Below are 20,858 nucleotides of genomic sequence, written 5' to 3' on the forward strand. Positions count from 1 at the left end.
GCGCCGCAAGCCGGTGCTATCTGCGGTAGCAACGACGTGCTCCGGTTGGAAGCGATCCCCGTGAACGGACGGGTGTCTGGAACCGGTTAGTGCTTCTCGTCTGACTTCTTGTGGGAGTCCTTGTAAATGAAATAACCCACACCGCCAAAGAAGCCGAATATCAGGACGACGGTAGCGATACCTGCGAAAACGACAGCATCCATATACATGTCAGAGTCTCCTCTGCTATTGAGTCTATGGAGATACTGTATGTCCCGACCCTTCTTTTATACTTGACCTGCATCAATTGCCCTGGCCGGCACCTTTGACCTGGGTCAAATTTTCTTCGAAGGGCCGACGGATGCTTTTCCAGTCGGATTTGCGCTGAGTCAAGGCGAGCTAAGGCCGCTACTGTTATTTCTAAACAGACGCATCGCAAACCCACGGAGGCTGGCATGCAGCTGCAATTTCTTGGGGGAGCGGGAACAGTGACCGGCTCCCGCTATCTGCTCTCGACCGACAAGCATAAAATCCTGGTGGATTGCGGCCTGTACCAGGGCGTGAAAACGTTGCGCCGGCGCAACTGGGCACGGTTCCCGGTGGAGCCGGCCAGCTTGGATGCCGTGATATTGACCCATGCCCACATCGATCATTCCGGCTATCTGCCGGCGTTGGTGAAGCAAGGCTTTCGTGGCCGGGTCTATTGCACGAAGGCGACCCATCAGTTGTCCCGGGTATTATTGCCGGACGCAGGTCACCTGCAGGAAGAGGACGCCCGTTACGCCAACCGCAAGAAGTTTTCGCGCCATCATCCGGCCGAGCCTCTTTTTACCGAGGCGGATGCCTGGGAGGCGCTCAAGTATTTCGAAGCCATGCCCTTCCAGATTCCCTTTGAGCCAGTGCCTGGCCTGCGGGTTCGTTATACGCCGGCGGGTCATATACTCGGCTCGGCCTGCGTGCATGTGACGGCGATCGAGGATGAACGGACGGTCGTCTTCAGCGGTGATGTCGGGCGGCAGGTCGACCTGCTGATGCGCCCTCCCGAGCCGATCGATCACGCCGACATACTGGTCTGCGAATCCACCTACGGCGACCGCCTGCACGCGGACGAAGATCCGGAGGCGACGCTGGCAGATATCGTCAGCCGAACTGCCGGTCGCGGCGGTATCGTTCTGATTCCGGCGTTTGCCGTAGGCCGGGCCCAGGCAATGCTTTATCTGATCCACAAGCTGATGGGTGAGGGACGCATCCCGCAATTGCCGGTCTACCTGAACAGTCCGATGGCGATCAAGGCCACGGAGATATTCTGTCATTATCATAAGGAACATCGGCTCACCGCAGAGCAGTGCGCGTTGATCGACGACCAGACCACCTACGTCAGAACGGTCGATGAGTCGATCGATCTCAACAGTAAACGTTTTCCCTGCGTGATTGTTTCGGCCAGTGGTATGGCCAGCGGTGGTCGGGTCCTGCATCACCTGAAAACGTTGTTGCCGAATCCGCGCAATAGTGTGGTGTTCGCCGGCTTCCAGGCGCCGGGCACGCGGGGTGATGCCCTGGTCAACGGTGCCGACCGGGTGAAGATCCATGGCGAGTACTGGCCGGTAAAAGCGGAAGTCTTCAACCTGGACACCCTGTCGGCGCACGGCGACTATCAGGAGATCCTCGACTGGCTCGGTCAGGGCAACCTCGCCCCTGAACGGGTCTATATCACCCATGGTGAACCCCTGGCTAGCGATGTCATGCGCAAGCGCATCGAAGAACGTTTTTCCTGGGAAGCGGAAGTGCCGGATCTCTATGAAACGGTGAACATCTGACTCAGGTCGATGGTGTTTGCTTGCCTTTGTCTTCGGGCGACTTCGCGGGTGCCGCATACCACTGCTCCTGCGGAACCAGTTTGGGTTCGGCCGGATCGGCGATATAGGCCGGCGTCATGATCGCGACACCGTACTCGTTGAATACGTCGAGGATATTCCGGTGTAACTCGGCACTGCGGTAGAAGCGGTGGGTCGGCGAGTCGATCGCAACATTCAATTCGTAAGTGACGGCGAAGTCGCCGAGGGCGCGTTCCAGCACGAAAGGCGTCGGTTTCTCCTTCAGGCCCTTGGTGCGGCGGCCGCTTCCTTGAGCATGGCTTCCACTTGGCGCCAGGGGGTTTCATAGCCGATCCCGACCGTTGCCTTGAGCAGCAGACCGTTTTCCTCCGCCGATCGGGTCAGGTTGGTGACCGGACTGTTCAGGATCAATGAATTGGGTAACACGATCTCTTCATTGTGAAAGGTGCGCAGATGAGTGACCAGCAGGCGCATTTCCCGGACCACGCCAGTGTGCTCGCCGATCACCACCAGGTCGCCAATCCGGAACGCCCGGCGATAGGTCATCGCATACCCGGCCACGATGCTTGAAACCGCCGAAGAGGCGCCCAGTGAAACCATGATCCCAAGCAGTAGGGACAAACCCTGGAAAGCCGCGCTACCGGAACCGGGAATGTATGGGTAGGCCAGCACGACGGTGAGTAGGATGATAAAGAACCGCAGCAGCTTATAGGTGGGCTGTGCCCATTCCTGCTCGAAACCGCCGATATGGACACGGCCGTGCTCGACACCACGAAAGAACAGGTGAAGCAGCTTGAGTGCGTAACGAGCGACGGCGATCAGGATGATGAGGAAGACCAGTTCGGGCAGGTAGTCTAGGAAGGCACTGATGATGGTGGTCACCGGTTCGACGACGACATCAAGCAAAATGTTGGCAGTCCCGCGGGTCCAGGGGAAACGGTAGAGAATGAATTCGATACCCAGGTAGGCAATAATCAGTACCGTGGCCAGTCGGGCGAAACGCAGGAGACCGGTGACCAGGTTCCAGATGTTATCGGCCCGGACCACCTCGAAGGATTCGATCTTCACGTCCTGAACCATGCGCTTGTAATGGCTATCGAGGAAAGCGAACAACCGGCGGAACAAGATTACGGTCAGCCAGACCAGTCCAGCGGTCACTACCAGCGCCGCGCCCGCCAGAAGACTGGCTTTGAACAGGTAGTCGGTAGTGCGACGGGCCCGGTACTGCTCCACGGCGTTTCGTATGCGAAGCAGGAAGACGTTCGACACCTCGTCCAGGGGCGCGCCCTCCGTCGAGGCATCGAGGGGAAATACGGCGACGAGGGGTTGGTTCCCGGCTTTGATGAGAATACGGCCTTCGAGGGGCGTCGCTTGAATATCGTCAGCAGTGATAGCGGAATCGGCGGCTGCCGTTCGGATGCGTTTGGCCACGTTGGCCGCCCGCTCCTCGGCGGGGAAGGATGCCGTACCTGCCAACGAAAACAGCGGATCGCCATCGAGCATCACCGGTGCTGCGCTAACCTGCGAAAGATCGGTATTTGCGTCCTGGGCAGAGACCACAGCACTGGCAGATAACAGGATGGCCAGAGACATGCGCAGAAGGATGTTCGATGCGTTGTTTGCCATAGCTTTCTTCCCTGAGCCGGCGTCGAGGCGCGGCCGCTCCTTCAATTAAAGCGCAAAGTCTGGCCCGAGGCTGGCATTTCGTCTTATCGATCCATCCAAATGGCTGTTGTGGCGGATACCCTCAACCTTTGATTTTCAGCACTATCGTCAAAGCTGCCGGCGGCACATCTCCGAGTTATGCTTTAAGGACAGGCGATGAGCCTTTGATGTGCACAATTCTGGTGCCTTTTCAGCGACTACCTCGCTGACGAGGCTCGGTTCTTGTTTCGTTATAAAGGTTTTTTCAATGTACATTCAGTGATTTAAAAAAATCCTGATCATTTGGCCAGCTTTTTGCTCAGCCTCTGCCAGTACTGATTCGCGCCCGGTACGTTCGGCGACCTCACGTCGACGAGACGATAAGAAAAACCGGGCCATGAATGAGTGGCTTACCAAGTGATAACAGGAGACGTGCGAATGCGCTTTATCAAGAAACTGGCAGTGCTGGCGGCCTTGGTCATTCCAATGCAGGCCTTTGCGGAAGACCCCCTCAAAGTCGGCTTTGTGTACGTAGGACCTATCGGTGACCACGGCTGGAGCTACCAGCATGACCAGGGTCGCCTGGCGCTGGAAGAGCATTTCGGTGACAAGGTACAGACCACCTATGTCGAGAACGTGAATGAAGGTGCGGATGCCGAGCGTACCATTCGCCGTCTGGCCCAGGCGGGCAACGACGTGATATTCACCACTTCATTTGGTTTCATGAACCCGACCGCACGCGTGGCCAAGGAGTTCCCGGAAAAGACCTTCTTGCACGCCACCGGCTACAAGCGTTCGGACAATCTTGGTACCTATCTGTCCAAGACATTCGAAGGCCGCTATGTGACCGGCATCGCCGCCGGCCAGGTCACCGAGACCAACAAGCTGGGCTATATCGCCTCATTCCCGATTCCGGAAGTCATCCGCGATATCAACTCGACCTTCCTGGCCGCCCGCAAGGTTAATCCGAATGTGGAACTGAAGGTGGTCTGGGTCAACACCTGGTTCGACCCGGCCAAGGAAGCGGATGCCGCCAACACGCTGATGGACCAGGGTGTGGATGTCATTATCCAGCATACCGACAGCCCGGCGGCGATGATCGCAGCCGAGAAACGTGGTGTGTGGGCGGTAGGTCAGGCCTCAGACATGTCCCATTTCGGCCCGACCGCACACCTGCTGTCCGTGGTTGACGACTGGTCCCCTTACTACATCGAAACCGTGCAGGACGTCATGGACGGTACCTGGGAATCCAAGGACTACTGGGGCGGCATCAAGGAAGGCGACATCGTGATTGCCAGTATCAGCGACCGTCTGACAGACGAACAGCGCGCCAAGGTTGACGAAACCATCGAAGCCATCCGGACCGGTGAGCTGCATCCTTTCACCGGGCCGCTCAAGGACCAGTCCGGCAAGCTGCGTCTGGAGGAAGGCGAGACCATGACCCATGAGCAGTTGGCAGGCATGGATTGGTACGTGGAAGGTATGACTGCCACATTGCCAAAGTAACTCAGGCAAGGCCGAAAGCCGGGGCAAGTTGAGTTACCCCGCGTAAGATTGCTGTCTGATTTGCCCGGTGCTCGGTGCACCGGGCTTTTTTGTGCCCGGGAGCCGGCTTATGTAGGTCGGATTAGCCTTGGCGCAATCCGGCATGGAGCTCGAACGTGTCGCGAAGGGGCGGCGAAGCAACAACGATTGTTGGGTTACGCATAGCTAACGCAACCTACATTGGTCGTCGGCGTGAGGTCTCTAGCTCACCCGCTGCAACAAAGTCCTAACACCCTGCCGAACCTCCGCCACGAGTTGGCGCTCATCCAGTCCTTTCACGCAGCCGTCCTCGACCACAGGCTGGCCGTTGACAAAACTGTGCTTCACCGTCGCCGGCTCACCACACATCAATGGCGCCATGAGCGGTGTGTGTACACCGGCGAATCGAGGCTGGTCGATGTCGTAGAGCGCAAAATCAGCAAGCTTGCCTACCGCAAGTTCCCCCGTTTGTTCTAGCCCTAACAGGCGTGCGCCGTCGCGTGAGCCCCAGTGAAGTACCTGGCTGAGATCGGTGGCGTCGGGACCGTGCATTGCACGATGAATCAGCCACGCCAGGTTCAGCTCCTGCAACAGGGAACCTGATTCGGATGAAGCGGAACCATCGACGCCGACACTGATGGGCACGCCCTTGCGAGCCATCGGGATGACTGGCGCGACGCCGCTCCCCAGTCGACAGTTGGATGTCGGGCAGTGGGCGATGCCCGTGCCGGTCGCCGCCAGTCGGTCAATAACATGTTCGTCGCTTTGCACCAGGTGCGCGAACCAGACGTCTGGTCCCAGGAAATCGCACTGTTCGGCATAGTCGATAGCGTGAAGGCCGTACTTCTCGCGAGCCTGGACTTCGTCAAAGGCCACTTCCAGCAGGTGAGAATGCAGGCGCAGCCCGTGACGGCGGGCGTAAGCAGCCTGCTCGCGCAGAGCCTCCGGTGTGCTTGAGTGGATCAGGCTGGTGGGTGCCACTACCAGTCGACGCATGGCATCGGGACCGGGCTGGTGATGCCGCGCGAGGGTATGGTCCATGCGTTCGAAGACCTGATCGATCGATTCCGGCTCGATACCGTGGCGGGCCATACCTTTGTGACTGCCTTTCTCCACGGCATTGCCGCGACAGAGCACGAGCCGGATGCCCAGATCCTCTGCGGCCTGCCACACCGCGTCTTCCATGTCTGGCGTGGTGTCGCGATGGTAAAGGTAGTGGTGATCGGCGCAGGTGGTGGTCCCCGAGCGGAGCATCTCGTAAAGTCCGAGGCGCGCGGCGTGGTACATGAGGTCCGGGCTGATCTGGGGCCAGAAACGGTAGGGCACGGACGCCAGCCACTCGCCGAGGCCCTGGTTCAGGCCCTCGGGAATGCCCTTGAGAATGGACTGCGCCAGGTGGTGGTGGGTATTGACCAGGCCGGGATAGATCACGCAGCCGCGGGCATCGATGACGGTCTCGGCGCCATCTTCTGCAGGCAGTAATTGACGGCCCATCTCGGTAATGCGCCCATCGCGGAGACGGATATCGGTGGCATCGGGGTGGGCTTCGGAAAAGACAGCAACGGCGTTGCGAATCAGGTAGGGCATAGCTTGCTCCTTAATACTTGAAGAGCAATGTCCCGGGATGCCCGTGCGTCCTGTAAGACGCCGGCCCCTGACCGCTTCTACTCTTGTTCGTGAATGCGTGATGTCTTTTCAGGCTAGCAAATCTTTGGCCAGGCAGTCGTCGCTCCGGCCCTTTGACTTGGGGTGACGATGGGATCGGGCACACAACGCCGTGAAAAATGTTGATGCAAATCGGGCCGCAGTTGCGCCTTTATGGTGCGCTTCAGACCCATGTCAGCCGGAGGTAGAGCACTGTGCTAAGAGCCTGGATCAGTGTTTCCAAAGCGTTCGGATCGTCCTGGCATGCGCGATGCAAGATTTGGCCATGAGGGGGCCAGGAATTCGTGTGTCGTTCCGCGATACCTGGCCCACCTCACCAACGTGACTGAGTAGAAGCAGTCAGGTCCGGTCTCTGCCTGTTGGCGAACCCGGATCGGGTCATTGCTCATCGCGCTCTGGCCGGCAGGTGTCATTTAAGACATCGGGACCGGGACGGCGCGATTGGTAGCTCTACTCCGTGCCGATCCTGTTTTCCCGTCTCCCTGCCGCCACTTGAACGATGGCCCGCGTTCGCGGGTTTCACTTGGATTGGAGCAGGCCATGAAACAACGACGCAGACTTCCCGGTACTCTCGCCTTGGCGGCCCTGGCATTAAGCACCCAGATCTGCCTGGCGGCAGATAAAGTCACCTTCCAGCTCGATTGGCTGCCCGGTGGCGACAAGGCGCCGGTCTATGTGGGCGTCGGGAAGGGTTTCTTCGCTGCTGAGGATCTGGACGTCACCATAGCGCAGGGGCGTGGTTCTACTGATGCCCTGACAAAGCTGACGACAGGCCAGGCTGATGTGGGTCTTTCGGACCTGGTCGCGCTGCTGGTCGCAAGGGCCAATGACGACATTCCGGTCAAGGGCATCTATTCGGTATTCAGCGAAGCCCCTCATGCCTTCTATACCGTGAAAGGGTCAGGTATCGACAGTGTAAGTGATGTGGGGAGCAAGACCATCGCCACCTCGCCGTTTACCTCTTCGAATATCTTCCTGCCCCTGTTGCTCGATGTGAACGGCGTCGATCAGGACAGCATCAAACTGCTGAAAAGCGATCCCGGGGCCCTGAACCCGATGCTACTGACCGGTCGCACCGACGTGGTGGTCAGTTGGGTGACCGACGCTGAGAAGTACCGGGCGATGGCCCGCGAAGCCAACAAGGAACTTCAGGTGCTGCCCTGGTATGACGCCGGGCTTGAGTTCTACGCCACTTCCGTCATCGCCAGCGAGCGTTTCCTGGAAGAGCGCCCCGACGTTGCGCGCCGATTCGTCAAGGCATACGCCAAGGCCATCGAATACACCTGGTCCCATCCCGAGGAAAGCGCCGAAGCGGTCCATGAGGTTGTGCCGGAAGTGGACGTCAAAATGGCTGCGGACACCATCCGTTCGATTCGGCCCCTGGTCTACAACGAGGCGAGTGAAGCCCACGGTATGGGCGCCTTTGATCCGGACCGGCTGGCCACCACCTGGCAGTGGACCGCACGCGCCCAGGCGCTTGAACCGGCGTCGTTCGATCCTGAAGAGGCGGTCGATCGTTCCTTTATGCCCGGCTCCTGACAGGCACGGGCTGACACCGGAGTAGAAGCGGCAGGCGGCGGCTATGAAGTTCGCCGCCAGGCATTGCTCCAATGACTGACAGGGCAACCTGTCCCACAGTTGGAGAAGGCAGTATGAGCAACGCAACCAAGTACAGCATGAAAGAACTTGAGTTTGAGAGCACCCTCGGTGGTGAGGGAACGGAAACCGACAGTCGCCAGATCCCGCTCATCGATCTAAGTGACTTTGTCCATCGACGGTCAGAAATAACCGAGCAGCTCTGGGCTGCAGCATCGGACGTCGGGTTCTTCCAGTTGGTTAACCACGGCCTCGACGTGGAGAAGGTCAGGGACGCGTTCCGAATGGCCGAAGCTTTCTTTGCGCTGGACACAGACATCAAGGCCCGGTTTCCGTTAAAGGAAGGTCTGAATACCGGTTGGGAATTCAGGTCACAGGTGCGACCCTCGACCGGCACTGCCGACGAGAAGGAATCGTTCCAGGTCACCTTACCCCACATGGACGACCTTTGGCCCGGCCAAACCACGGTGCCGGAGTTCCAGCGGATCATGCTGAATTTCGAGTACCAGGCCTGGCAGATCGGTATGGATATCCTGTCCTGCTTTGCGGATAAACTGGGTTTCGAGCGTGATTTCTTCACCTATGCCCACGACCGCCGCTCGCCGGAGTACCAGAGCACCCTGCGCCTGCTGCACTACCTGCCGCTACCGGACAATGCCCAGATTGCTCCCGGTACCTGGCGCGCCGGCGCGCACACCGACTTCGACTGCCTCACTATGGTGTTCCAGAAAGAAGGCCAGTTCGGTCTGCAGGTCTGTCCCGGCAAGGATGCGCAAGGTCGCACGGACCAGGAGTGGACCAGCGTGGTGCCGAGGGATGATGTTATCACCTGCAACATCGGCGACATGCTGATGCGCTGGAGCGATGACAAACTGAAGTCCACCCTGCACCGGGTCCGCATGCCCCGGCCGGGTGAATACCAGGGACCGCGCTACAGCATGGCGTTCTTCTGCCAGGCGAATAAGGACGTGATGATCCAGGGGCCGGAGAAAAAGTATCCGGAGATATCGGCGCGGGATTACCTGTTGCAACGGATTAACGCTAACTTTGCTGCGAAGATGTAGGGCGTTTCAGCGAAGGGTAGCGGACAACGAGGAAGCCCGCGCCGGGAGGTGCGGGCTTTTTTATTGGTTCATCGCGGATTAGCGTGACGGGAGTCCGGAGCCCTCCGCACGAGTCTTAAGACCATGGGCACCTTCGGAGCAGCCCGCCGGGCTGCCCATTCCCGCGATGCTTCGTGTTACGCGAATTCCCACTAAAGTGTGATGAACTTTTTTATGGCGTTGGAATGACATTCCATAGCGTGCTGGTGAGGCGAAACCGAACCGTACGGTTGCCCGGAATGGTCCCAAACCATGGGCACCGAAATGTAGCAGACGCTTCAGCTTCTGAGCAGACGGAAGGTCTGCCCGTATATCTCGGGCTCTGCGGGCCCTCCGAAGCTAGAGCATCGGCTACATCTACTTCTGTTCCTGCAGCCAATTCCCCAGCTTCTGCCGTTCCTCCGGCGTCATCCCCGTGGTATTCCCCAACGGCATGTACTGGGTTGTCACCGCAGCCTGCATGATCTGCGCACTGTGCTGTTTTACGGACGCCAACGACCCAAGGGCGATACCGGCCGGCGGCGCGTTGAAGGCCGGGTTGGAGGGACTTTCGGCATGGCACGTCTGGCAGTGGGTGCTGACCAGGTTCTGGATATCGACATCGGTCACGGCGTTCTCTGCTCCGGCCGTCGCGGTTGCCGTTCCGGCGTGTTGACCAGTGGAAGGTGCCAGCACACCAATCAGGATGACCGTCAGGATCGCCGCGACCAGCAGAATCGAGGGACGATGCACCCCCCGATGGCGCAGATTGAAGAAGTGTCGCGCGAATGCGGTGATGAAACCGATAGCCGCCAGTATCGCCCAGCCATAGGTGTGGCTATAGAACAGGGGGTAGTGGTTGCTGATCATGATGAAGATGATCGGCAAGGTCAGGTAGTTGTTGTGAGTCGAGCGGATTTTTGCCAGTTCGGCCAGGCGGCCCACGTTTTCGCCCGGCTCCTCGCCTTTCTCAACGGCCGCGACCAGCGCGCGCTGGGAGGGCATGATGCCCAGGAACACGTTGCCCACCATGATGGTGCCGATAATCGCGCCCATATGGATATAGGCGCCACGGCCGGCGAAGATCTGGAACAGGGCCCAGTCGGCCACCAGAAGCAGGACGAACAGCACGGCGCCAAACGCCATACCATTTCGACCCAGCGGACCACGGATCAGGATCTCGTAGAGCGCCAGCATACCGCCGATAAAGCCGAGGCCGATCAGGGCTGCGGTGAAGGGCGTGAGCTCCGCCTTGGAGGCGTCGATCAGGTAGCCGGGCGAACCGATGTAGTAGACGACAAACAGCAGCGCCAGACCGCTGAGCAGTGTGCTGTAGGCCTCCCACTTGAACCAGTGAAGCACCGGCGGCATTTCCTCGGGCCCGAGCCGGTACTTGGCCACCTCGTAGAAACCACCGCCGTGGATGGCCCAGAGGTCGCCCTTGATGCCCTTCTCCTTTTTCCACTCCGGTGGCTCGCGCAGATGGTTGTCGAGCCAGATGAAATAGAACGAAGCGCCAATCCAGGCGACACCGGCAATCACATGAAACCAGCGGACAATCAGGCTAAGCCATTCGCTGAGATACGCGGCCATCGGCGAGGACTCCTTCTTTTGAATCGCGTTTTTCTGAACCGCAATGAGAGTCACGGTCGAACCGACAGTGGCCGGCAATATAGGTGCGTTGGATCACGCGGTCGTCGCCGAGCATCATGAGGTCGAACAGTCGCTCGAATAGATTCCTATCCTGTTCGTGCTTCATGGCCAGCACCGGCGTTGCGGTGGGATCGAGCACGATGAAATCCGCCGCCTTGCCGGCGGCGAAGTTGCCGATCTCGTTGTCCCGATGCAGCACCCGGGCGTTGCCGAGGGTGGCCAGGTAGAACGCCTGGAACGGCGTCAGCGACTGACCGCGTAATTGGCAAACCTTATAGGCTTCGGCCATCGTCGGTAGTAGCGACAGGCTCGTGCCCCCGCCGACATCGGTCGCAAGGCCGAGGGTTACACCGGCGTCGTGGGCACTTTTGAGATCGAACAGGCCGCTGCCAAGGAAGGTGTTCGACGTCGGGCAAAACGCAACGCGCGCACCGGTATCCACCAGGCGCCGACGGTCGTGGTCGTCGATGTGTATACCGTGGGCTAGCACCGCGCGGTCGTTCAGCAAACCGTAGTGGGCATAGACGTCCAGGTAGTCGGACCTATCCGGAAAGAGCTCTTTGACCCACTCTATTTCCGACAGATGCTCCGCCCAGTGGGTTTGCATCAGCACGCCCGGATTGTCGGCGACCAGTTTGCCCGCCAGTTCCAGCTGTCTGGGGGTGGACGTCGGGGCAAAGCGCGGTGTCACCGCATACTGCAGACGGCCCTTGTTATGCCAGCGGTCGATCAGCGCCTGGCTGTCACGGTGGCTGGCCACGGTCTCGTCCCGTAGTCCGTCCGGGGAGTTGCGATCCATCATTACCTTGCCGCCGGTAATCGCCTGCCCGCGCGCCTCGGCGGCTTCGAACAACGCGTCCACTGATTGCGGATGGGACGTGCAGAACACCAGCGCTGCCGTGGTTCCGTGGCGGGATAGCTGGTCCAGGAAGAGAGCGGCCTGACTTTGGGCCCAACTGGTTTCCTGAAAGCGCGTTTCGGCGGGAAAGGTATATTTCTCCAGCCAGTCCAGCAATTGGGCGCCATAGCTGCCCATGACCCCGAGCTGGGGCAGGTGGATATGCGTGTCGATAAAGCCCGGCAGGATCAGGTGATCGGGCCAGTGGGCGAGTTTGGTACCTTCCGGCAGGTGGGGCAACAGGTCTTCCGCGGGGCCTACGGCTTCGACGTGGCCGTCCTGTTCCACCAGCAGGCCATCCTCGAAATAGTCGTAGCTGCCGGGCGCGGGTGTGGTATCCAGGCCTGGATCTTCGAGAAAATGCAGCAGTGGTCCTCGGAAAGTCTGGACCGGTTTGCCGGGCGCCAGGTTCGCCAGCGGGTTGGGTGTTGTCACGTTGATCAGCTCCCGCGATAAGTGGAGTAACCCCACTGGTTAAGGAGCAGCGGGACGTGGTAATGATCCTGGTCGGCGCTCACCGAGAAATCGATGGTAACCTGCGGGTAGAAACAGGGCTTGCCCTGAGCTTCGAAGTAGGCGCCTGTGGCAAATGTCAGGCGGTAGAGACCGGACGCCAGTGGGCCTTCGAACCATTGGCCGATGCGGCCGTCATCGTCGGTCGCGCCGTTGGCGATGGGGGTCCACTCATTACCGTTCTGGCCTTCGAGAGTGACAGCAACCCCAGCGGCTGGCCGGCCGCTGCCCAGGTCGAGGATATGGGTGGTGATAGGGGAACGTTCGCTCATACCAGTTTATCCAGTCTCAGGTGGGTGATCTTGGCCTGCTCCCGGCCGGCGTTGAGGATTTCGTCGGCCCGGGTGTTTTCAAGGCGTTCTTCCAGGCGTACCAGCATTTCATCCGCAGACTTACCGGTGGCGCAGATGATGAAGATGAAGCCGAACTTCTCCAGGTAGGCATCATTGCCGTACTTCAGCTTCCGCAACACCTCATCACTGGCCAGGGAGGTGGATGACTGCTCGCCGCTGGCCAGGTCATGGGTATTGGCGAACTTGGCCTTGAGACTGGAGACATCGCCGATTTTCGGGTGTGCCTCGAAGGCTTCGAGCCAATCGTCGGTGGTCATTCCCGGCCAAAGGCGGTCAGCCTTCTCATGCAGGTCCTCGACGCTTTCGAACGGACGGCTGGCGACCATACCCTGCACCCAGCGCGTAGCAGCGCAACAGGTACGCAGGGTCTCGGCGGCGCCAGCGTCACTCATCTGGTTGAGTCTTTCCAAAGACATTCAGTCCTCCGTTTTCGAGGCCGCCGGTGCTGTGGCCGGGGTCTCGATCATCAGGTTTTTCAGGTTCGACCAGGATAGGCCGCGTCGCATGGGTTTATCTGTTGATGGACTGGCAATGCTCAGCAACTCGGCGGAAATAGACACCGCGACTTCCATGGGCCGCTTGCCGGGCACGTCTGAACGGCCAACCGGGCAACGGATCTGCGTGATCGCCTCGTCCGTGAAGCCGCGGTGAGCCAATCGCTGACGAAAGCGTTCGGCTTTTGTGTCCGAACCGATCAGACCGATGGAGGCTGCACGACCGGCTTCGAGCAAGACGCGGCACAGATCGAAATCCAGTTGATGGTTATGGGTCAGGATCACCACATGGGCGTCCTCGCATAGCGCTGCAGCGTCGCCCACGGGATCATCGGTGTGATGGCGCTTCACGTTGGCGGGTAATTCCGCGGGGAAACTCTCGGCCCGGCTATCCACCCAGGTGATCTGCCAGGGCAGCTCGCCCATGATGGTGATGAGCGACTTCGCGACATGGCCGGCACCAAAGACCACCAGGCGGCCATCACCACCGGCATGGCCCTCCATGAGTACGGCGACGCTGCCCCCACAGCATTGGCCCAGACTGGCTCCAAGGGGAAAGTGGCACATCTCGTAGGTGTAGTCGCGGGCGGCCAGGCGTTCCCGTGCCCGGGCAATGATGCGGTACTCCAGATGGCCACCGCCAATCGTGTCGTGGCTGTGCTCGCCGGTGACCACCATCTTGCTGGCCGGTTCCCGTGGTACGGAGCCGGTGACGCCCAGCACCGTCACCAGGACATAGGGCTCGCCGCGCTTCTCGCAGTCGGCAACTGCTTCATACCACGTCATGCGCTTTTGCATCGGGCACCTCCCGTCTGGCCGTTTCGTGCCGCCCATTCACGGGTGGCGGTTACTGCGCCCAGTACGCGTTCGGGCGTTGCGGGCGTATCCAGTGGTGGGCTGAAGCCGTAGTTCGCCAGACTGGCAACGGCGTCCCGCAGCGCGCACCAGACGGAAATGCCCAGCATGAGTGGCGGTTCGCCGACGGCTTTGGAGCGGAAAACCGTGGCTTCACGGTTCGGGCTGTGGGCCAGGAGCGACACCCGGAAATCCGGCGGGGCGTCCGATACGGCGGGAATCTTGTAGGTGGCAGGCCCCGTGGTCATCAACTGGCCCTGGTCGCTATAAACCAGTTCCTCGGTGGTCAGCCACCCCATGCCCTGTATGAAGCCGCCCTCGATCTGACCGATATCGATTGCCGGGTTCAGGGACTGCCCCACGTCGTGCAGGATATCGGTGCGGATCACCCGGTATTCGCCGGTCAGGGTGTCCACCACCACCTCAGAGCAGGCCGCCCCGTTGGCGTAATACAGGAACGGTCGGCCGTGACCGGTCTCGTGGTCGTAGTGAATCTTGGGGGTGGCGTAGAAACCGGTGGATGAGAGGGATACCCGCCCCATATAGGCCTGCTGGACGAACTCGGCCCAGTCAAAGGTCTGACCGCCGACGCGCACCTGGTTGTTGACGAATTCCACCGCATCGGCGGTGACACCGTAGGTTTCGACCGCAAAGTCCACCAGTCGCTGCTTGATCGTCTCGCAGGCATCGAGCGCGGCCATGCCGTTAAGGTCCGATCCGGAGGAGGCCGCTGTCGGCGAGGTGTTGGGCACCTTGTCCGTCCGTGTAGCGGAGACCTTGATGCGGTCGATATCCACCTGGAAGGCCGCCGCCACGACCTGGGCGATCTTGACGAATAGCCCCTGGCCCATTTCCGTACCGCCATGGTTGAGGTGAATGCTGCCGTCGGTGTAGACGTGTACCAGCGCACCGGCCTGGTTCAGGTGCTTTGCAGTAAATGAAATACCGAACTTCACCGGTGTGAGCGCCAGGCCGCGCTTCACCACGGGACTCTGGCGGTTGTACGCCGTGATTTCGGCCCGCCGCTGGCGGTAGTCGGAACTGGCTTCCAACTGTTCGATCAGTTCTGGCAGCACATGCTGTTCGATGGTCTGACCATAATGGGTGGTATCACGGCCCGGGCCGTAGAGATTGCGCTTGCGGACATCCAGCGGGTCGAGGTTGAGGTGGCGTGCAATGTCGTCCATGGCCCGCTCGATAATCATCATGCCCTGGGGGCCGCCGAAGCCGCGGAACGCGGTATTGGAGACAGTATGGGTCTTGCAGCGATGGCCCACGACGCGGGCCTGGTCCAGATAATAGGCGTTGTCTGCATGGAACATGGCGCGGTCGACGATGGCGTCTGACAGGTCAGGCGAGAAACCGCAACGCCCGGCGACCATGATGTCGGCGCCCTTGATGAGGCCGTCATCGTCAAAGCCGAGGTCGTAGGTATTGTAGAAGTCATGGCGTTTGCCGGTACCCACCATGTCGTCGGTACGTGCCATACGGTACTTGACAGGATGACCGGTCGCGCGGGCGAGCAGAGCGGAAATACAGGCCAGAGGCGCCGCCTGGGTTTCCTTGCCGCCAAACCCGCCGCCCATGCGTCGCACCTCCACCTGCACCTCGTGGATCGGCAGCGCGAGTACCTCAGCGACCAGTTTCTGGACTTCGGACGGATGTTGGCTGGAGGTATGGACGAAGACGCCGGCATCTTCGGTCGGTTCGACCAGGCACACCTGCCCTTCCAGATAGAAGTGTTCCTGCCCACCCACGTGCATTTCCGCCTGAAGACGGTGCGGTGCACTCGCCAATGCCTGGTCCGGGTCGCCCCTTGACTGGGTGTGGGAGGGGCGGACGAAGAGTTGTTTTTCGAGCGCTGCCTCGGTGGTCAGCACGGCTTCCAACGGATCGTAATCGACTCGGGCCAGCCTGGCCGCCTGGCGGGCGGCGCGCAGTGAGGTGGCGGCCACCGCAAAGATCGGCTGACCCACATACTCGACACGTTCGCCAGCGAGGACCGGATCGCCAGGAAATACAGGGCCGATATCCGTGTGGCCGGGTACGTCGCCCACCGTGACTACAGCGACAACGCCGGGATAGTCGCGTACGGCACTCAGGTCCATGGACTTGATGCGGGCATGGGCGACCGTGCCCTGGCCGACAGCGGCATGCAGCAGGCCTTCCGGTTCGGGCAGGTCATCGATATAACGCGCCTGGCCGCTGACGTGCTTCCACGCGCTGTCATGGGCGATGCCCAGCCCTGCCGTGCCACTCACGGTGGCGGGCGGTTTAAGTGGATTGGCCGGGAGCTTACGCATAGTCGGTCACCGTGAGCGGATAGGTGGATGGCGTCGGCGTGATAGTGGTTTCCAGCAGTGCCCGTTGCAGGAGATTGCCGGCGACCTGCAGGCGATAGCTGGCAGAGGCGCGGACATCCGACAGGGGTTGGAAATCCTGGGCCAGGGCGGTCGTGGCTGCACTGACCTGTGCCTCGGTCCAGGGTTGTCCGCTCAATGTCTGCTCGGCGACTGCCGCCCGCTTGGGAATGGCGGCCATACCGCCGAACGCGAGCCGGCAGTCCGCGACCTGACCGTTATCCAGCTTGAGCCAGAAAGCGCCAAGCACAGCCGAGATGTCGTCATCCAGACGTTTGGAGATCTTGTACAGCAACAGGTGTTCGTCGGATTGCGGCAGGGGGACCCGCACCCCCCGAACGAATTCGTCGGGTTTCAGCACCGTCTTCTTGTAGTCAACGAAGAAGTCCTCCAGCGGCAGGGTGCGTACCCCGTGGAGGCTGTCCAGCTCAACCTCGGCGCCCAGGGCGATCAGCGCCGGCGGCATGTCACCGATGGGGGAGGCGTTACCGATATTGCCGCCGAGGGTGCCGCGGTTGCGGATCTGGAGCGCCCCCAATCGTTCGAGCATGGGTCCGAAATGAGGCCAGTAGCCCGGCAGTACCTGATTCAGTTGCCGGTAGGTCATCCCGGCGCCGAGGTACAGTGCGCCATCGCGGATGTCATGCCGATGCAATTCGTCGATGCGATCGAGCTGGATAAGGTGGTCCAGATCCTTGAGTTGCTGGGTGATCTCCAGCGCCAGATCCGTGCCGCCTGCGATCAGGCGGGCTTCGGGGAAATCTGATTTCAGGCTGCGCAGCGCATCCAGGCTGCGTGGTGCATCGCATCGGCGGTCGGAGACGTGCAGCTCGGAAGCCTGGTCGTTAACAGTCTTGAGGGCGGCCAGCATGTCCGGATGCTGTAGCCAGTCAGGTCCGGCCCGATGGCTTTGCGGACCGGACAGCGGCGCTCCCGCATCATTGGGCGACCAGCTCTCGACGCAGGCCTTGCGCCCGGCCTCGATAATCGGTCGATAGCCGGTGCAGCGGCAGAGGTTGCCCGCCAGGGCCTCGAGAATCTCCGCGTCGCTGGGTGGGCGCTTGAGCAACCCGGGGTCGGCATAGCGTTCGGTATATAGGGTAAACAGCGACATCACAAAGCCGGGGGTGCAGAACCCGCATTGAGCCCCGTGACACTCGATCATCGCTTTCTGGACCGGATGGACAGGATCCTCCCGGCGCAGCGCGTCCACGGTGACCAGGTGCTTTCCATGCAGGCCGCCGATCAGGGCGATGCAACCGTTGACGCTCTCATAACGTAAGCGCGTCGCTTCACCGTCCAGCACACCGATACTGACGGTGCAGGCACCACAGTCACCGGAGGCGCAGCCTTCCTTGGTGCCGGTGAGGCGCATTTTGGTGCGCAGCCACTCCAGAATGCTCAGGTTTGGGTCAATCTGGTCCAGCTTCTGGGGGCTGCCATTGAGAAAGAATTCGATCACAGGTCTCACCCATCTTAGTTGTGTTGCCCCACCCGAATCGCGCCATCTCTCTTTTTATACTAGCGGATAAGCCGTCTTCGTTCGGGTCCGGATGACCTGATTTACAGGGCTTTTGTCACCCTCGTCATCCCGTGTCGTCAGGGGTTTCTGCAATTTTTTGACCAGTTAGTCGAGTTTGTTTGAATTTGTTTTCAACAATTCAGTTGGCAAGCAAATTGCTGACGTTCGAAATGTTGATTACCTGGTCAGTTTATTACGGGCCGGTCAGTTTTTGCACGAAACGGGAATGGGAAATATGACGGCAGTGGCAAGGCTACGCCTCGAGAATATCGTCAAGGAATACCCGGGTTGCCGCGCCAACGACGGGATCGACCTGACGGCGGCCCCCGGCGAAATCCACGCGCTGCTGGGGGAGAACGGCGCGGGCAAGAGCACCCTGATGAAGGTGATTTACGGTGTTATCCAGCCGGACGAGGGTGCCCTTTACTGGGACGGCCAAAAGTTGACCTTGCAAGGACCGGCCCATGCACGCCAACTCGGTATCGGCATGGTGTTCCAGCATTTCTCCCTGTTCGAAACCCTGACCGTGGCGGAGAATATCGCCTTGGGACTGCCGGCCGGCGAAGCCCGCAATCGCAAGGCACTGGACGAGCGCATTCGCGACGTCTCGAAACATTACGGCATGGCGCTGGACCCACGGCGCTTCGTACATACGCTTTCCACGGGCGAGCGCCAGCGGGTGGAAATCGTACGCTGCCTGATCCAGCACAGTCGCCTGCTCATTCTCGATGAGCCCACATCGGTACTCACGCCCCAGGAAGTGACGGACCTTTTCCGTACCCTGCGCCAGCTTGCCGAGGAGGGCTGCAGCATCCTGTTTATCAGCCACAAGCTGCAGGAAGTACGTGACCTGTGCCATCACGCCACCGTGTTGCGCCATGGCAAGGTCACCGGTGAATGCGACCCCACTGAAACCTCCACAGAGGCCATTGCCCGCCTGATGGTGGGTGAAGATACCCCGCTAACCACCGAAGTCCCGCCCGCCGCGCCGGGCGAAGCCTTGCTCCAGGTCAGTCGGCTCAACTACCGCAGCAACGATCCTTTCGGAACGAGCCTGAAGAATATCCGGCTCGATCTGCGGGCTGGCGAAATCGTCGGCATTGCCGGCGTGGCGGGCAATGGCCAGGACGAGTTGCTGCGGGCTCTTTCGGGCGAGGCCCTGGTCGCCAGGGACTGCATGCGACTGGACCGCGAATCCATCGGCCAGTTGGGGCCGGATGCCCGGCGACGCAAGGGCATCGCCGTGGTGCCGGAGGAACGCCTGGGGCGGGGAGCGGTTCCGGAGATGTCCCTTGTGGACAACGCGTTACTGACGGCCTCTTCACGGGGACTGGTTCGCAAGGGATGGGTCACCTACCAGCGCGTGCGCGACTATGCCAACCGGGTACGGGAACGTTTCCAGGTGAAGTCCGCAGGTATCGATGCCGTCGCCCGCAGTCTCTCCGGCGGCAACCTGCAGAAATTCATCATTGGTCGTGAAGCACTGCAGGAACCCCGCCTGCTGGTCGCTTCCCACCCGACCTGGGGCGTCGATGTCGGCTCCGCTGTGGCGATCCATCAGGTACTCGTGGAGCTACGCGACCGGGGCGCGGCCGTGCTCCTGATTTCCGAGGATCTCGATGAACTTTTCCAGCTCTGCACGCGCATGGGCGCGATGTGCGGTGGGCGGCTGTCGCCCCTGGTCCCCACGGAAAGTCTCACGATCGAACAACTGGGGCAGTGGATGGCGGGCGACTTCCCCGATACGGACGCTGATACCGACGGTAGTGAAGGAGGGTTGAACCATGCTGTCGCTTGAGCGTCGTCCCGTCGATTCGAAAACGATGACCTATGCTTCACCGGTCCTGGCGCTGGTGCTGACGATCGTCACCGGGTTCCTGATATTCCTGGGGCTTGATCGCGACCCGATCGAAGGGCTGCGCCACTTCTTCATCACACCGATCAACAGCAGCTACGGCTGGGCCGAACTTGGCCTGAAGATGGCGCCGTTGCTGCTCTGTGCCGCGGGGCTGACTATCTGCTACCGCGCCAAGTTGTGGAATATCGGTGCCGAGGGCCATTTCCTGATGGGCGCGGTGGGCGCCAGTATCGTTGCGTTGCAGCCGGGCGGGGGGAGTGGGTTCTGGATCCTGCCGCTGGTGTTGCTGGCGGGGGTGGCGTTTGGCGCCCTGTGGGCGGCGATTGCGGCTTTCCTCAAGACCCATTTCCACTGCAATGAAATCCTGACCACCATCATGCTCAACTACATCGCGCTGAACCTGTTGCTATATGGGGTTCACGGACCACTGAAAGACCCCTATGGCTTCAGTTTTCCGCAGTCGGCGATGTTCGGGGACTCGGCGTTGCTGCCGATGCTGATTCCCGGTACCCGGCTGCATATAGGGCTGCTGTTCGCGGTGCTGGCGGCGGTCATCGTCGGCGTCCTGTTTGCCCGCACGTTTATCGGGTTCCAGCTCAAGGTCCTGGGCGAAGACGAGCAGGCGGCCGCTTTCGCCGGCTTCCCGCGGAAGAAGTTGATCTGGTTTGCCTTCCTGGTCGCCGGCGGTATGGCCGGCCTGGCCGGTGCTTCGGAGGTAACCGGGCCGATTGGACAACTGGTGCCCCAGGTCTCACCCGGCTACGGCTATACGGCCATCATCGTGGTGTTTCTGGGCCGTATGAAAGCGGTGGGAATCATCCTCGCCAGTGCCCTGTTGGCACTGACGTTCCTCGGTGGCGAGATGATGCAGATTTCCATGAATCTGCCCAAGGCCATGACCGGCCTGTTCCAGGGGCTGCTGCTGTTCTACCTGCTCACCTGTGATGCCTTTATCCACTATCGCGTGCGCTGGATCGGCTCCAGGCCCGCCGTCGCCAAAATCACGCTGGCCGGGCAGGAGGGCTGA

General features: G+C 60.5%; 17 protein-coding genes. 6 read left to right on the forward strand and 11 right to left on the reverse strand.

Features of this window, described 5'->3' with window-relative positions; genetic code table 11:
• Positions 1 to 86: 86 nt before the first annotated feature.
• Positions 87 to 209 (reverse strand): cytochrome c oxidase subunit CcoM, encoded by a 123-nt coding sequence (gene ccoM / locus RE428_RS02190; protein ID WP_004579175.1) that lies wholly within the window; start codon positions 207 to 209, stop codon positions 87 to 89.
• 225 nt (positions 210 to 434) lie between these two features.
• Between ccoM and RE428_RS02195 the strand changes: the two genes are divergently transcribed.
• Complete coding sequence (locus tag RE428_RS02195; protein ID WP_004579174.1) at positions 435 to 1,796, forward strand: MBL fold metallo-hydrolase RNA specificity domain-containing protein; 1,362 nt, start codon at positions 435 to 437, stop codon at positions 1,794 to 1,796.
• Between the two features lies 1 nt (position 1,797).
• Here the strand turns inward: RE428_RS02195 and RE428_RS02200 are convergent, their stop codons facing one another.
• Together RE428_RS02200 and RE428_RS02205 are read right to left on the reverse strand one after the other, a co-directional pair.
• Positions 1,798 to 2,055, reverse strand: coding sequence for a hypothetical protein (locus RE428_RS02200; protein WP_051079746.1), 258 nt, complete (start codon positions 2,053 to 2,055; stop codon positions 1,798 to 1,800).
• 20 nt (positions 2,056 to 2,075) lie between these two features.
• Positions 2,076 to 3,440 (reverse strand): mechanosensitive ion channel family protein, encoded by a 1,365-nt coding sequence (locus RE428_RS02205; RefSeq protein WP_051079745.1) that lies wholly within the window; start codon positions 3,438 to 3,440, stop codon positions 2,076 to 2,078.
• 456 nt (positions 3,441 to 3,896) lie between these two features.
• On the opposite strand from RE428_RS02205, the gene RE428_RS02210 reads away from it, so the two are divergent.
• Positions 3,897 to 4,964: a BMP family ABC transporter substrate-binding protein gene (locus RE428_RS02210; protein WP_004579173.1), complete on the forward strand. Its 1,068-nt coding sequence runs from the start codon at positions 3,897 to 3,899 to the stop codon at positions 4,962 to 4,964.
• A 240-nt stretch (positions 4,965 to 5,204) separates the two neighbouring features.
• Here RE428_RS02210 and RE428_RS02215 read toward each other — a convergent pair whose 3' ends face one another.
• Positions 5,205 to 6,569: an amidohydrolase family protein gene (locus tag RE428_RS02215; RefSeq protein WP_004579172.1), complete on the reverse strand. Its 1,365-nt coding sequence runs from the start codon at positions 6,567 to 6,569 to the stop codon at positions 5,205 to 5,207.
• Positions 6,570 to 7,187: 618 nt separating this feature from the next.
• Here RE428_RS02215 and RE428_RS02220 point away from each other — a divergent pair.
• Both RE428_RS02220 and RE428_RS02225 read left to right on the forward strand, forming a co-directional pair.
• The gene (locus RE428_RS02220) at positions 7,188 to 8,186 is read left to right on the forward strand and encodes an ABC transporter substrate-binding protein (RefSeq protein WP_040882288.1); all 999 of its coding nucleotides are present in this window, start codon (positions 7,188 to 7,190) and stop codon (positions 8,184 to 8,186) included.
• A 113-nt stretch (positions 8,187 to 8,299) separates the two neighbouring features.
• A complete protein-coding gene (locus RE428_RS02225) occupies positions 8,300 to 9,307 on the forward strand; it encodes an isopenicillin N synthase family dioxygenase (protein ID WP_004579170.1) in 1,008 nt (335 codons plus the stop codon).
• A 396-nt stretch (positions 9,308 to 9,703) separates the two neighbouring features.
• On the opposite strand, the gene RE428_RS02230 is transcribed toward RE428_RS02225, so the two are convergent.
• From RE428_RS02230 to xdhA, 7 genes are read right to left on the reverse strand one after another with little or no spacing between them, the layout of a single operon-like run.
• The gene (locus RE428_RS02230; protein WP_004579169.1) at positions 9,704 to 10,918 is read right to left on the reverse strand and encodes a urate hydroxylase PuuD; all 1,215 of its coding nucleotides are present in this window, start codon (positions 10,916 to 10,918) and stop codon (positions 9,704 to 9,706) included.
• Positions 10,890 to 12,311 carry a guanine deaminase gene (guaD, locus tag RE428_RS02235; RefSeq protein WP_004579168.1) on the reverse strand — a complete coding sequence of 474 codons (1,422 nt, stop codon included), beginning with the start codon at positions 12,309 to 12,311 and terminating at the stop codon, positions 10,890 to 10,892. Before guaD ends, RE428_RS02230 begins: the two co-directional genes overlap by 29 nt.
• Positions 12,312 to 12,316: 5 nt before the next feature.
• Complete coding sequence (gene uraH, locus RE428_RS02240) at positions 12,317 to 12,661, reverse strand: hydroxyisourate hydrolase (RefSeq protein ID WP_004579167.1); 345 nt, start codon at positions 12,659 to 12,661, stop codon at positions 12,317 to 12,319.
• Positions 12,658 to 13,158, reverse strand: a complete 501-nt coding sequence (uraD, locus tag RE428_RS02245) for a 2-oxo-4-hydroxy-4-carboxy-5-ureidoimidazoline decarboxylase (RefSeq protein ID WP_004579166.1) — start codon at positions 13,156 to 13,158, stop codon at positions 12,658 to 12,660. The genes uraH and uraD overlap by 4 nt, the downstream gene beginning before the upstream one ends.
• Positions 13,159 to 14,034, reverse strand: a complete 876-nt coding sequence (gene xdhC / locus RE428_RS02250; protein ID WP_004579165.1) for a xanthine dehydrogenase accessory protein XdhC — start codon at positions 14,032 to 14,034, stop codon at positions 13,159 to 13,161.
• Entirely contained in the window at positions 14,019 to 16,394 is a 2,376-nt protein-coding gene (gene xdhB, locus RE428_RS02255) for a xanthine dehydrogenase molybdopterin binding subunit (RefSeq protein WP_004579164.1), read from the reverse strand. Before xdhB ends, xdhC begins: the two co-directional genes overlap by 16 nt.
• The gene (gene xdhA, locus RE428_RS02260) at positions 16,387 to 17,913 is read right to left on the reverse strand and encodes a xanthine dehydrogenase small subunit (RefSeq protein WP_004579163.1); all 1,527 of its coding nucleotides are present in this window, start codon (positions 17,911 to 17,913) and stop codon (positions 16,387 to 16,389) included. The genes xdhB and xdhA overlap by 8 nt, the downstream gene beginning before the upstream one ends.
• Positions 17,914 to 18,199: 286 nt before the next feature.
• Here xdhA and RE428_RS02265 point away from each other — a divergent pair, with 286 nt between their 5' ends.
• Together RE428_RS02265 and RE428_RS02270 are read left to right on the forward strand one after the other, a co-directional pair.
• Positions 18,200 to 19,771, forward strand: a complete 1,572-nt coding sequence (locus tag RE428_RS02265; RefSeq protein ID WP_051079744.1) for an ABC transporter ATP-binding protein — start codon at positions 18,200 to 18,202, stop codon at positions 19,769 to 19,771.
• Positions 19,758 to 20,858 carry an ABC transporter permease gene (locus RE428_RS02270; protein WP_004579161.1) on the forward strand — a complete coding sequence of 367 codons (1,101 nt, stop codon included), beginning with the start codon at positions 19,758 to 19,760 and terminating at the stop codon, positions 20,856 to 20,858. The genes RE428_RS02265 and RE428_RS02270 overlap by 14 nt, the downstream gene beginning before the upstream one ends.

The sequence above is a fragment of the Marinobacter nanhaiticus D15-8W genome (genome assembly GCF_036511935.1).
Lineage (GTDB): Bacteria > Pseudomonadota > Gammaproteobacteria > Pseudomonadales > Oleiphilaceae > Marinobacter_A > Marinobacter_A nanhaiticus.

What these genes read in the sequence shown, in the direction of transcription:
- ccoM (WP_004579175.1), bottom strand. Translation starts at nt 209, where the DNA reads ATGTATATGGATGCTGTCGTTTTCGCAGGTATCGCTACCGTCGTCCTG.
- RE428_RS02195 (WP_004579174.1), top strand. Translation starts at nt 435, where the DNA reads ATGCAGCTGCAATTTCTTGGGGGAGCGGGAACAGTGACCGGCTCCCGC.
- RE428_RS02205 (WP_051079745.1), bottom strand. Translation starts at nt 3,440, where the DNA reads ATGGCAAACAACGCATCGAACATCCTTCTGCGCATGTCTCTGGCCATC.
- RE428_RS02210 (WP_004579173.1), top strand. Translation starts at nt 3,897, where the DNA reads ATGCGCTTTATCAAGAAACTGGCAGTGCTGGCGGCCTTGGTCATTCCA.
- RE428_RS02215 (WP_004579172.1), bottom strand. Translation starts at nt 6,569, where the DNA reads ATGCCCTACCTGATTCGCAACGCCGTTGCTGTCTTTTCCGAAGCCCAC.
- RE428_RS02220 (WP_040882288.1), top strand. Translation starts at nt 7,188, where the DNA reads ATGAAACAACGACGCAGACTTCCCGGTACTCTCGCCTTGGCGGCCCTG.
- RE428_RS02225 (WP_004579170.1), top strand. Translation starts at nt 8,300, where the DNA reads ATGAGCAACGCAACCAAGTACAGCATGAAAGAACTTGAGTTTGAGAGC.
- RE428_RS02230 (WP_004579169.1), bottom strand. Translation starts at nt 10,918, where the DNA reads ATGGCCGCGTATCTCAGCGAATGGCTTAGCCTGATTGTCCGCTGGTTT.
- uraH (WP_004579167.1), bottom strand. Translation starts at nt 12,661, where the DNA reads ATGAGCGAACGTTCCCCTATCACCACCCATATCCTCGACCTGGGCAGC.
- uraD (WP_004579166.1), bottom strand. Translation starts at nt 13,158, where the DNA reads ATGTCTTTGGAAAGACTCAACCAGATGAGTGACGCTGGCGCCGCCGAG.
- xdhC (WP_004579165.1), bottom strand. Translation starts at nt 14,034, where the DNA reads ATGCAAAAGCGCATGACGTGGTATGAAGCAGTTGCCGACTGCGAGAAG.
- xdhB (WP_004579164.1), bottom strand. Translation starts at nt 16,394, where the DNA reads ATGCGTAAGCTCCCGGCCAATCCACTTAAACCGCCCGCCACCGTGAGT.
- RE428_RS02265 (WP_051079744.1), top strand. Translation starts at nt 18,200, where the DNA reads ATGGGAAATATGACGGCAGTGGCAAGGCTACGCCTCGAGAATATCGTC.
- RE428_RS02270 (WP_004579161.1), top strand. Translation starts at nt 19,758, where the DNA reads ATGCTGTCGCTTGAGCGTCGTCCCGTCGATTCGAAAACGATGACCTAT.